13 protein-coding genes are annotated in these 11783 nt (G+C 48.1%); 8 read left to right on the top strand and 5 right to left on the bottom strand.

All coding sequences use genetic code 11. The annotated features are described in order from the left end of the window. Positions 1 to 7: 7 nt before the first annotated feature. Both BUB19_RS01240 and BUB19_RS01245 read left to right on the top strand, forming a co-directional pair. On the top strand, positions 8 to 553 hold the full coding sequence (locus tag BUB19_RS01240; RefSeq protein ID WP_073090477.1) for an FKBP-type peptidyl-prolyl cis-trans isomerase: 546 nt from the start codon (positions 8 to 10) through the stop codon (positions 551 to 553). 12 nt (positions 554 to 565) lie between these two features. Then, a complete protein-coding gene (locus BUB19_RS01245) occupies positions 566 to 1126 on the top strand; it encodes an FKBP-type peptidyl-prolyl cis-trans isomerase (protein ID WP_073090480.1) in 561 nt (186 codons plus the stop codon). Positions 1127 to 1360: 234 nt separating this feature from the next. Here BUB19_RS01245 and guaB read toward each other — a convergent pair whose 3' ends face one another. From guaB to BUB19_RS01260, 3 genes are all read right to left on the bottom strand, one after another. Beyond that, entirely contained in the window at positions 1361 to 2839 is a 1479-nt protein-coding gene (gene guaB / locus BUB19_RS01250; RefSeq protein ID WP_073090487.1) for an IMP dehydrogenase, read from the bottom strand. A 138-nt stretch (positions 2840 to 2977) separates the two neighbouring features. Further along, on the bottom strand, positions 2978 to 3640 hold the full coding sequence (locus BUB19_RS01255) for an SGNH/GDSL hydrolase family protein (protein WP_073090493.1): 663 nt from the start codon (positions 3638 to 3640) through the stop codon (positions 2978 to 2980). 50 nt (positions 3641 to 3690) lie between these two features. After that, on the bottom strand, positions 3691 to 4881 hold the full coding sequence (locus BUB19_RS01260) for an RsmB/NOP family class I SAM-dependent RNA methyltransferase (RefSeq protein ID WP_073090499.1): 1191 nt from the start codon (positions 4879 to 4881) through the stop codon (positions 3691 to 3693). Positions 4882 to 5001: 120 nt separating this feature from the next. Here BUB19_RS01260 and BUB19_RS01265 point away from each other — a divergent pair, with 120 nt between their 5' ends. Genes BUB19_RS01265 through prmC form a run of 3 tightly spaced genes read left to right on the top strand, consistent with a single transcriptional unit; the run spans position 5002 to position 6511 of the window. Beyond that, the gene (locus BUB19_RS01265) at positions 5002 to 5286 is read left to right on the top strand and encodes a hypothetical protein (protein WP_073090502.1); all 285 of its coding nucleotides are present in this window, start codon (positions 5002 to 5004) and stop codon (positions 5284 to 5286) included. Next, positions 5286 to 5645 (top strand): magnesium citrate secondary transporter, encoded by a 360-nt coding sequence (locus BUB19_RS01270; RefSeq protein ID WP_073090504.1) that lies wholly within the window; start codon positions 5286 to 5288, stop codon positions 5643 to 5645. The genes BUB19_RS01265 and BUB19_RS01270 overlap by 1 nt, the downstream gene beginning before the upstream one ends. 20 nt (positions 5646 to 5665) lie before the next feature. Further along, positions 5666 to 6511: a peptide chain release factor N(5)-glutamine methyltransferase gene (prmC, locus tag BUB19_RS01275; RefSeq protein ID WP_073090507.1), complete on the top strand. Its 846-nt coding sequence runs from the start codon at positions 5666 to 5668 to the stop codon at positions 6509 to 6511. Positions 6512 to 6563: 52 nt separating this feature from the next. Here the strand turns inward: prmC and BUB19_RS01280 are convergent, their stop codons facing one another. Beyond that, positions 6564 to 7178: a thiamine pyrophosphokinase gene (locus tag BUB19_RS01280; RefSeq protein ID WP_073090510.1), complete on the bottom strand. Its 615-nt coding sequence runs from the start codon at positions 7176 to 7178 to the stop codon at positions 6564 to 6566. Positions 7179 to 7445: 267 nt separating this feature from the next. Between BUB19_RS01280 and BUB19_RS01285 the strand changes: the two genes are divergently transcribed. The 3 genes from BUB19_RS01285 (at position 7446) to BUB19_RS01295 (ending at position 10691) form a co-directional block, all read left to right on the top strand. Next, positions 7446 to 7958: a 3-hydroxyanthranilate 3,4-dioxygenase gene (locus BUB19_RS01285; protein WP_073090513.1), complete on the top strand. Its 513-nt coding sequence runs from the start codon at positions 7446 to 7448 to the stop codon at positions 7956 to 7958. Between the two features lie 62 nt (positions 7959 to 8020). After that, on the top strand, positions 8021 to 9307 hold the full coding sequence (gene kynU, locus BUB19_RS01290) for a kynureninase (RefSeq protein ID WP_073090516.1): 1287 nt from the start codon (positions 8021 to 8023) through the stop codon (positions 9305 to 9307). Between the two features lie 28 nt (positions 9308 to 9335). Then, positions 9336 to 10691 carry an FAD-dependent oxidoreductase gene (locus BUB19_RS01295; protein WP_073090519.1) on the top strand — a complete coding sequence of 452 codons (1356 nt, stop codon included), beginning with the start codon at positions 9336 to 9338 and terminating at the stop codon, positions 10689 to 10691. A 159-nt stretch (positions 10692 to 10850) separates the two neighbouring features. On the opposite strand, the gene BUB19_RS01300 is transcribed toward BUB19_RS01295, so the two are convergent. Beyond that, positions 10851 to 11759, bottom strand: coding sequence for a 1-aminocyclopropane-1-carboxylate deaminase/D-cysteine desulfhydrase (locus BUB19_RS01300; RefSeq protein WP_073090526.1), 909 nt, complete (start codon positions 11757 to 11759; stop codon positions 10851 to 10853). Positions 11760 to 11783 lie beyond the last annotated feature (24 nt).

Consider the following 11783-nt stretch of genomic DNA (forward strand, 5'->3'; position numbering starts at 1 on the left):
AACTACCATGAAAACGAGTGCTTTTGCCTGGGGATTGCTGCCTGGGCTGATACTGTTGGCTTCCTGTATTTCTGAGGAAGAAAATATGGATGTGATCTTTGAACAGGATCTGCAGAAGATAGAAGAATACATCCAAACCGTAGACACGGAATACATGAGGCGAGAAACTGTGGGAGAGACGGGGATCGTTCTTTTGTTCACTGAGGAAGTAGAGGAAGGAGAATTGGCGGAGGTCAGAGATACCCTGGCGGTAGACTATACCGGAAAACTTCTGGACGGAACAGTATTTGACACCTCCGTAGAACAGGTCGCTCAGGACAATGGTTTGCTTAATCCCAATCGAAATTATGAGCCCTATGGTGTCATATTGGGTGTGTCCAATGTGATCAACGGATGGCATTGGTCCCTCTCCAGAATGAAGGAAGGGGAAAAAGCCATAGCCCTGATCCCTTCAGCCTACGCTTATGGCAGTCAGGCTCAGGGGCCCATTCCGGCAAATTCAGTACTGGTGTTTGAACTGGACCTGGTAGAGGTGAGACCACACCAACCTTAAAAACATAAGCAAATGAGATCATTCCATCATATCTGTATTTTTTTATTGGCACTAGTGGTTTTTTCCTGTGACGACAGGTTAGGGGGTTTTGGAGGACCGGTATATGACAGGGAGGGTAATCTGGCCATAGACCGGGAAATCATTGCTGATTACCTGGAGACAGCTCCATACGATAGTCTTTACAGGATCCACGATCCTTCAGGTGTAGTCATCATCGTAGAAGAAGAGGGGGAAGGATCCCGGCCGACATCAGGCAATGTGGTTTATACGGATTACACCGGTTACCTGCTTGATGGTACTGTATTTGACTCCAATCAGGAAGATGTAGCGCGGGAGAACGACATCTATGACGAAGACAGAAATTACGATATTTTTTCGTTCTTTCTGGATTTACCCGCATCTCAGGGCGGAGCAATAGAAGGCTTTAGCCTGGGATTCAAACGCCTCAGAAGTGGTGCCAAAGCCACCATCATTATACCCTCCCCATATGGGTACCAGGATAACGAAAATGTGCTTCGGGTCCCTGCCAATTCTGTTTTGGTGTTTGATGTGGAATTTTTGGGAATGGATTAAAAAACTGAAACGAAAAAGAGAATAAAAAAAGCCTTCCCGATTGGAAGGCTTTTTTTATATGCTCATTTGCAGGAAATCGCATCGAAATAGTCCCGAAAAACAGACCCTTATCCGGTTGGTTTTGGTGCTGTCCGTACCAATAGTCCAGGGGCTGATTTAATATCCAATCGGGATGATCCGCCTGCAATTCCTTCATACCTGGTAGGAATCGACAGGGCGAACAAGCGCCCTGCATTAATTTTTCACGCTGTAATTCGGCGCTTCACGGGTGATGCTGATGTCATGCGGGTGAGACTCCCTCACTCCGGCTGCAGTGACCTTCACAAATTTTCCATTCTCTCTTAAATCTTCAATGGTAGCCGTACCGCAGTAGCCCATGCCTGCCTGCAAGCCGCCTATCAGTTGGTACAGAACCTCAGATACCAGACCTTTGAATGCCACCCGGCCCACAATTCCCTCGGGCACCAGTTTTTTGATATTGTCTTCTGCGTCCTGAAAGTACCGGTCTTTTGATCCGGACTCCATAGCTTCAATGGATCCCATTCCCCTGTAGGATTTGAATTTTCTGCCTTCAAAAATAATGATCTCACCCGGAGCTTCTTCTGTTCCGGCTAAAATTGAGCCGATCATCACCGAGCTTGCTCCCGCAGCGAGTGCCTTGACGATATCTCCGGAGTACCGGATACCACCGTCTGCAATTACGGGAATATCTCTCTTTTTCAGTACCTTGCAGGCTTCCATCACCGCGGAGAGCTGCGGCATGCCTACGCCGGCAATTACCCTGGTCGTACATATACTACCCGGTCCCACACCTACCTTGACTGCATCTGCCCCTGCATCAGCCAGGGCTTCGGCAGCCTCAGCAGTCGCAATATTGCCGACGATCACCTCCAGATCCGGAAAATGAGTCTTGATCTTTTTGCAGGTATCGATCACTCCTTTGGAATGACCATGGGCGGTATCGATGGATATCACATCTACCCCGGCAACTTTCAGTGCTTCGACCCGTTCTACAATGTCGGAAGTAACTCCCACTGCGGCCCCTACCCTGAGTCTGCCAAACTCATCCTTACAGGCATGAGGCTTGTCTTTTCTTTTCAGGATATCCTTATAGGTAATGAGGCCGGTAAGTTTATACTCTTCGTCTACAATCGGCAGTTTTTCAATTTTGTATTCCTGTAAAATTTCTTCCGCTTGTTCCAGGCTTATCCCGGCTTTGGCAGTTACGAGATTTTCTCTCGTCATGATGTCCCTCACCGGACGATTCATGTCCTTGATAAACCTCAAATCGCGATTGGTGATAATTCCTTTCAGGTACCGGTTCTCATCGACTACCGGGATGCCACCGATGTTAAATTCCCTCATGATGGCTTCTGCATCTTTTACTTTGGCGCTGATATCCAAAGTAATGGGGTCCAGGATCATCCCGCTTTGAGACCTTTTTACCTTGCGGACCTGCGCGGCCTGCTTTTCTATGGACATGTTTTTGTGGATGAAACCCAATCCGCCCTCCAGGGCGATGGCAATGGCCAATTCGGCTTCAGTAACCGTATCCATAGCGGAAGAAACCAAAGGTATCTGTAGCCGGATGTTGCGGGTAAGTTGGGTGGCAGTGCTGGTGTTTCTGGGAAGCACCTCGGAATAACCGGGTACCAAAAGCACGTCATCATAGGTGAGTGCTTCAAAGAGGAACTTGTTTGTTTCTGGATTCATGGCAAATGGTTAGTAACCCTATTTGCCCGTCAAAGATACGATGATTTTCAAATGCAAATCAATGAATTAACAAAAAAAGTTGCCGCCTGCATCCTGAATTGTTTTGATCAGTGGAATTTTCTTTGGATGATGGGCCGCCTATGGCTCCCTGAGAAGTTGACGGGCGATTTGCCTGGAAATGGCCTGCATGCCCAGGTTATTGGGGTGGCGGGCCACACTTTCGTTGCTGTATTCACCCAAAGCCATATACACGGATTCTGTGCCCAGTGGAGAAAGGTCCACCACCTCCCATCTGCTCGCTGTAGCCGCATGAAGCAACTGCTCATTGACCAATGGGTTTGGCCAGAAGGTGGTGGTCAGCAGCACCCGGGTCTGAGCGGTGCCCAGGTATGCGGCAAAATCCCTCAGGCTTTGTGAAAAATTCCAGCCATCAATATTTTCGAGTGGTACATTTTCGCCTAACCTGATAATCAACAAATCAGGTTGAAAGGCTTTCAGGTAGTCGTACTGGTTGAAATCGAGGGTTGTAAATTGCCGTTCGAAAGGAAACACGTTTTCACGGATCATTTCCAATTCGGGCAGGTGAACTCCCAGGCTGTCCTGAAGCAGGGAAAAATAGTCCTTATCCGGAGCAGTCGCAGCCATTCCCCAGTTGCCGTTCCAGCCGATGGCGGCTTCGGGAGGATGATAGGTGATGCTGTTACCGATTACGAGGATTTTCCGGATTTGGACGGTATCGCGTTCTTCCGGGCCACAGGCGGATAAAAGTAGGATCAAAGCCAGCCATGCGGAGATTTTCATTGTAGTACGGGGTCGTTTCAAGTGTTTCACTATGGGTGAACCTGTTGCTTTTATGCTTTTTTCCTCATTTTGGCGATGTAGAACCCGTCGAAGCCGCTCTCGTGAGCAAAGACCTGTTTTTCCTCGAGCAGCTCAAATGACTGCCCTGCAGGACTATTGAGGAATGCCTCTATCTGCAGGTTGTTTTCTGATGGCAGAATACTGCAGGTGGCATAGACCAGAATACCTCCGGGTTTAAGCATGGAGGGGTACTGTGTGAGAATTTCACTTTGCATGCCCTGTACCTTTCCGATGGACTCGGGACTTAATTTCCATTTGGTATCCGGATTTCTCCTGAGTACGCCCAGGCCCGAACAGGGTACATCCAGTAAGAGTCGGTCGGCACTTTGGTAAAGTCTTTTGATGGTTTTGCTTCCTTCAATCGGTCGGGTCTCAATTATGGACACCCCGGCTCTGCGGGCCCTGAGTTTGGTGTTTTTGAGCTTCCAGGCCTCCAGGTCCATCGCGACTATCCGTCCTTTATTTTCCATCAGTGCGGCCAGGTGCAGGGATTTCCCTCCGGCACCTGCACAGGCATCGATCACCCGCAAGCCCGGGGCTACGTCAAGGGCCTCAGCCACCTGCTGTGAAGAGGCATCCTGCACTTCAAAAAGTCCGTCCTTAAAAAGGTTGGTACGGAACACATTTCGGCGCCTTTCCAGTACCAGCGCGTCAGGATATCCCTTGACGGTGTAAGCAGAGATATCCAATGCTTCCAGGTCCTCTCTTAATTTGGATTTGCTGGTTTTAAGCGTATTGACCCGGAGTACCACCTCCGCCTCTTTGTTGAGACTCTCCAGCTCCGGTTCCCATCTGTCCCCCAACTGCTCCTGGCCCATTTGATCCAGCCAATCTGGTATGGACTGCCGGAGGGTCCGCTGGGTTATTGTTTCCTGCTTTTTGAGGATTTTCTCGTGGTCAATTTTCCTGAATTCTTTCCACTCGGGAAGGCTGCGTCCCTGCAGTGTCCAGTAGGTGCCAAACCAATGGTAATAATCTTCAGCCGGACTCAGGTATTGAATGAGGCGTTTCCAGCGAACAATTTCGTATACGCTCTCAGCAATGAATGCCCTGTCCCGGGCTCCCCACTTTGGATTGGATTTCAATACCCGCTCGATCACTTTATCGGCATATTGGTTGTTGTCAAAAATATCTGTAAGGGATTTGACGACCCCGTTTACCGTGTTCGGGAAAAGCTTCATGTTTTCTTTTTGACATTAAGGCACAAATATAGCTAAATTATAAGTGCCGGATAGGTTAAGCCTGTATTCGCCTAGCGAGAAAATGCCGGAAATTGGCAGGATTTTGGTACTTTTGTGGCTATGGGAGAAAAAAAATGCCCCCATTGCGGGGAATGGTCCGAATGGAACCAGAATTTAACCGATACCTGCCAGCACTGCGGCAAAACACTAGGGGGTGCTGACCTCGACTTTCAGGAAAAGGCAGCAGCCCAAAAAAAGGAAAGAGAAGAGCAGTGGATTTTCTATATCAAAGAGACGGATAGTGATTTTGTCAGGGCGATGAAGAAAACCGGAAACTTCTTTTACACCATCTACATCTCCATCATTACCTTTATTGCCTGGCTGATCGCAGCCTTACCTGGATAATGTCCGTCCTCAAAAATCCCTGTTTCTTTATACCGGTCCTGCTTTTCTGGACCAACCAGTACCTGGAAAAAGTGAAGCAGGTTTTTATCCCCTTCTTGTTCAGTTATCTGGATGACCTGCTGGCCATGCCTGTAGTGTTGGGAATTACCTTGCAGGTTTATCGATGGATTCATCCCCGCAGAGAAAATTTTTTATTTACCTCAATTCAGGTCGGGGTAGGTCTGGTTTACTTTGGTATTCTTTTCGAAGGTCTGCTCCCCATTTGGTCGGCAACCTACACCAGGGACTTGTGGGATCTGCTCTGTTACCTGTTAGGCGCCATCTGGTTTTATTATTTTATCAATACCCCAAAGCGATAAGTTACTATTTTTGCAAAGCCATGCCCGAACGATCAGCCAGGAACATATACCAGACATACAAAGAATCTTTGCAGCAAATCTATTCGAGGGAAGAAGCCGAAAGCCTGACCCTGATGCTGCTCAACAGGTATCTGGGATTGAAACGGCGGGATTTGTTGCTTCAGAAACCTGTCGCTCTCATTCCGCCTGACCTCCCCGAGGCGCTGAACGCGCTGCTGAAAGGTATGCCCATACAATATATTTTCGGAGAGGCCGCTTTTTTCGGACGGGATTTTATGGTGAATTCCGACGTACTGATTCCAAGAAATGAAACTGAAGAATTGGTGAACATGGTCATCAAACGGCATAGGGGTCGAAGTCGCATACTGGATATCGGAACGGGTTCCGGGTGCATCGCCGTTACCTTGTCTCTGGAACTGTCCGAATCGGAGGTTTTTGGCATGGATGTCAGTAGGACGGCTCTGGAAGTGGCCAGAGCAAATGCTTTGAAACTGAAAGCCCGCGTGAGTTACTTTTTAGCAGACGTATTGACGGAGCCTTTGCCGGAGCAGGATCTGGACCTTATTATCAGCAACCCACCTTATGTAAGGACAATGGACAAGGCAACCATGCATGTCAATGTATTGGACCATGAGCCCCACCTGGCCTTGTTTGTAGCCGATGATGATCCCTTGGTTTTCTATCGCGCCATTGCCATCAAAGGCAGGCATCACCTCAAATCCGGCGGATATATTTATTTCGAGATCAATGAAGCACTCGGTGCAGCAGTGCGAGCCCTGTTGTCATCATGTGGGTACCCGCAGGTACACATTGAAAAAGACCTCAACGGAAAAGACCGGTTTGCCTGGGCGGTGAATCCCGGTTGATGTATGTACAACGATCTGGCATGCGAGGGTCTCGGTGTACCTGTGATTTGGTTTATGCCTCAAGAAAGCATCCTACCCAAAAGAGCTGGCTACTTTTCAAACGAACGAGCCCAGCGTTCACTTCTATAAACGTAGCATGCCTGATTTGGGCAATATCCCGCAGTCCTTCCGACCGAACTTCTACAAATTGCCCCTCTCTCCCATGAAGCTGAATGGACCCTTCTGCAAACCATTTTTGGACATTTCCATTTTTTGCGGGGAAGTACCGCAGGATTCCATCCAGAAATGTGAGGTCCAGATGTTTCAAATAGGGCTCTAATTCCCCTGCTTTCTGGTGATCCCATTGCACAATGCTGGCTGCATGGTGTCCGGTCGCGATGAGGTAGTTCATAGCTGCATCCAGGTAACTTTCACCATCCAAATCGATGAACTGCACCGGATACTGAGCGTCAGGTAAGTCCGGATGAATCTCCTGAAATGCCTGATCGGCAATAATGAGGTCTATCTTGATTCCCCAGCTAATGGTTTTGAAAACGGCGTCCTGGCTTACAATCACCGTAGGCACCCACTCCAAAAGGCTCTCAAGCCGGGAGAAGCTCAATTGTTCGGTATCCAGAATGAGTAAGGCAGGTTCTTGTTGTTCTTTTACAAAATGGTGGGAAGACATGGTATTGTTTCAACGTTTGCTCTTGCGGCCAGGTTTTTCAAAGTCTGTAGGATGGCAGTAAAACTAAAATAAAATTTTTCAGTATAAGAAGGTTAACTTTTTTTTATTTTAATCTGTCTGATGTATAGCTCTGAATTGTGAGACAGGGCTTTTTTTTGCAGATTCAGTTTACCCTGTTTTGGAGGATTTTTAATTAATTTTACTTTTGGATGTAGAAAGTGTATTTTTGATATTTAATCGAGTTTATCAAAAAGAAACCATAAAGTCATGGCCATATTCCCGCCAATAAATTTTACAAAATGGATTGAAGATAACCGGCACTTGCTCAAACCGCCGGTAGGCAACAAGCAGATGTACCTGCAAAACGACGATTTCATCGTGATGGTAGTCGGAGGTCCCAACTCCAGAAAGGATTACCATTACAATGAAGGTGAGGAATTTTTTTACCAGGTAGAGGGAGACATTACCCTGAAAGTGGTAGATGATGGGCAAATGAAAGACATTACGATCAAAGAGGGAGAGGTATTTTTACTGCCTGCCAGGGTTCCTCACAGTCCACGAAGACCCGCCAATACCGTAGGTCTGGTCATAGAGCGGTACCGCAAACCTGGTGAGCAGGATGGGTTTTTATGGTTTTGTGAAAATTGCGGGCATAAATTGTATGATGAATATGCCGCCATCACCGATATTGTCCATCAGCTACCGCCTATTATGGACCGTTTCTGGGCCAACCCGGAACACACCACTTGTGACAAATGTGGTACTGTCATGTCCAGATAAAAAATTGATTCTCTTCAGGTATCAACCTTTACCGGGTGGCCATTATTCCAATTTTACTGTATATGAACCCTGTATCATTTGATTTTAGCCTGGAATTCGCCAGAGCCATGGATCAGCAGGATCCGCTACGGCAATTCCGGGAGAAATTCTATATTCCGGAGCGAAATGGTAATCCGGTCCTTTATTTTTGTGGCAACTCCCTGGGGCTACAACCCAGGACTACCGGGAGCTATATTGGCAGACATTTGGAGAAATGGGCTGAGAAAGGTGTGGAGGGGCATTTTGATGGCCCACTTCCCTGGGTGGATGCCCGCAAGCCTTCCAGACCTATACTGGCAGACTTGCTGGGGGCACATCCAGACGAGGTCGTGGCCATGAACAGCCTGAGCGTCAATCTGCATCTTCTGATGGTTTCCTTTTACCGGCCAAAAGGAAAAAAATTCAAAATCCTTACCGAAGCGGGTGCTTTTCCCTCCGACCAGTATATCCTGGCTTCGCAGGTACAGTTCCATGGCTATAGTCCTGAAGAGGCCATCATAGAATTGGTACCCCGGCCGGGAGAGCAGCTCCTCAGAACCAGTGAGATCATTGAGCAAATCCACAAGCATCAAGATGAATTGGCTCTGGTGATGATGTCAGGAGTACAATACTATACCGGTCAGTTTTTTGATTTGCAGGCCATCAGCGGAGCAGCCTCCCGGTATGGGATTAAAGTTGGTTTCGACCTGGCCCATGCCATTGGCAATGTGCCGCTCTCCCTGCACGACTGGGGGGTGGACTTTGCGAGCTGGTGTAGTTACAAATACCTGAATTCAGGCCCCGGGAATGTATCCGGGATTTTTGTTCACCAAAAGCACGGCAGCAATAAAGATATTCCCCGCTTTGCGGGTTGGTGGGGCCATAATGAAAAAAGGCGGTTTCTGATGGAAAAAGGCTTTGATGCCATGCCGGGAGCAGACGGGTGGCTGCTGAGCAATGATCCGGTTTTGGGCCTTGCAGCCCATCAGGCATCCCTGGATATTTTTGCAGCCGCAGGAATGGAAAAAATAAGGGCAAAGTCCGAACTATTGACCGCTTATTTAGAGTTTGTAATTCGTAAAACAATTGGTAACCCGGAAGAGTTTACATTGATAACTCCTTCAAAACCAAGTGAAAGAGGCTGTCAATTGTCGCTGTTTCTGCATCAGGGAGGCAGGGAGAAATTTGAGTTATGGACGGCACAGGGCCTGGTGGCAGACTGGAGAAATCCAAACGTGATCCGGCTGGCACCCGTACCTTTGTACAACAGTTTTGAGGATATTTATGCATTCGGCAAACTGATGCAGTTATCTCAGGGAGACTCGCGCTGACTGGTCTCCCCTACAATTTATTGAACCAATGAAAAAGGAAAGAATAAACTTACTGGGAGCAGGATTAATCGGATCGCTGCTGGCTATTTATTTGAGAAAGAGGGGGCTGGAGGTTTCCATTTTCGAGAAGAGACAGGATTGGCGTCACCTGAATGTGTCCGGCGAGGGCCGCTCCATCAATATGGCTTTGAGCTACAGGGGATGGAAGGCGCTGGAAAGGGCAGGTATAAAGGATAAAGTAATTCCGTATACCCAGGCCATGTATGGGAGAAGGATTCATGACGAGCATGGAGATACTTTCTTCCAGCCCTACGGCAAAGAAGATCAGGCGATCTATTCCATTAGTAGAAATGCTTTCAATAAGATACTGCTAGACGAGGCCGAGGCGCAGGGTGCTTCCGTCCATTTCGGTCACAAAGTAGAGCATGTCAATGTGGCTGCAAGGGAAGTGTCATTCAGTTTGGAAGATGGCAGTGAAAAAAGCATCCATTCGGAAGTTCTTATTGGTTCTGATGGAGCCTATTCAGCTCTCCGAAATGCTTTCCAGAGCCAGCTCAGGTTTAATTTCAACCAGCAGTACATTTCGCATGGCTATAAGGAACTGAGTATACCACCCAGTCCGGAGGGTGAGTTTGCGATGGATCCCAATGCATTACACATCTGGCCAAGGGGAAAATTCATGCTGATAGCACTCCCCAACCTGGACAAATCATTTACTTGCACCCTCTTCCTGCCTTTTGAGGGTTACAAGGTGAGCTTTGCGAACATTCACGATGAAAGGGATATAGAGCAGGTGTTTAAAACGCACTTTAACGATGCGTACAATCTGATGCCCAACCTGCTGGAAGATTTCACGCGTAACCCCACAGCAGCCCTGATCAATACGGAATGTTATCCGTGGACAGAAAACAATACCCTCCTGATCGGAGATGCAGCGCATGCCATGGTTCCCTTTTATGGACAAGGGATGAATTGCGGGTTTGAAGATTGTTCTATTCTGGATGGTCTGATCGCCAAATACGGGACCTCTTCCTGGGACCTTGTTTTTGAAAAGTTTCAGAAAGGGAGAAAGCCGGACACAGATGCCATCTGCCAACTTGCCATGGACAATTTTGTTGAGATGAGCGATAACGTCGCAGATCCGAAGTTCCTGATCAGAAAGAAAATTGAAGCCCGCCTGCACGAATTGTACCCGCAGGAATGGGTTCCGCTGTATAGTATGGTTACCTTTTCGGAAATGAAATATTCCGAGGCCTATGCGATTGGTAAGCTTCAGGAGAAGGTGATGGATCGGGTGATGAGTGATCCGCTGATCACCCAAAACTGGGACCGTCTGGACTATGAAGATATTCTCCATCAGGTAGTGGTATCGGGTGCGGTTTAATTGTAGCCTGTATGACAACTGTATTCCGGGCTGTGTGATACCTGATGTGAATCCATCCTGTCCCCGCATTCGTGAAGTGTTTCAGACTGACCTGAACACCAGGTCTCCCAGCCACCTGCATCATAGCTGGGTGCGGCATATACGATGCAGCGAACGAAATCAAATGCCGGTACCAAATCGCTGATTGAACCCCCGAATGCCCTGCAGCCCCCCGGTATGGATGGCCAGGATGCGGGTTCCCCGCTTAAAACGGTCCCTGCTGACCATATCCAGCAAACCAAAAAGCATTTTACCGGTATAAACCGGATCAAGGGGGAGTGCGTAATCGTTTTTCATCTCTTTGATGAATGCGATCAGTTCGGGTGTGAATTTGGCATACCCTCCAAAGTGGTAGCTCGTCTGAATCTGCCAGGAGCATCGTGGCCTGATCTGATTTGTTTCGAGTAACCGGTTGATTTCAGCATGAATAAATTCCCCTTTCAGCACGGAAAAGCCCAGCAATAGCTGCCTGCTATGCGCGCTGGCCAGCAATCCGGCAAAGGTCCCCCCGGTACCAACCGGCAGTGCCAGAATATCTTTTTCGGTATCCAGAGTATTCAGGATCTGGGAAGTACCCTTAATTGCCAGAGCATTGGTCCCTCCTTCCGGAATTACGTACACGTTGCCAAACCTGTTTTGGAGTTGTTCCAGCACTTTCGGATCCTCCTTTTCACGGTAGGCAGCTCTGCTCATGGGATAAAGCTGCATGCCATGACCTGCGGCATCGGCCAGTGTGGGATTGAGGGGTTGTGGAATTTCCCCCCGGATCATAGCTATAGCCGCCAGTTCATTTTGCGCCGCCGAAATGGCTGTCGCATGGACATGGTTGGAAAAAGCACCACCAAAGGTCAGGATGCCGGTGCATCCTTTTTCTTTTGCAGCGCGGATGTTATATAGCAGCTTGTAATATTTATTGCCCTGGATCTCAGGGTGCAGTACATCGAGTCTTTTGATCTGCAGATGGACATTTTTTTCCGCCAGCAGCGGAAGGCGGATATTTTGGTAAGCCGGTAAAGTTTGCTTTTCCACAGTAAATTTTGACAGTAATTACAG

Source organism: Cyclobacterium lianum, assembly GCF_900143075.1.
GTDB classification, from domain to species: domain Bacteria; phylum Bacteroidota; class Bacteroidia; order Cytophagales; family Cyclobacteriaceae; genus Cyclobacterium; species Cyclobacterium lianum.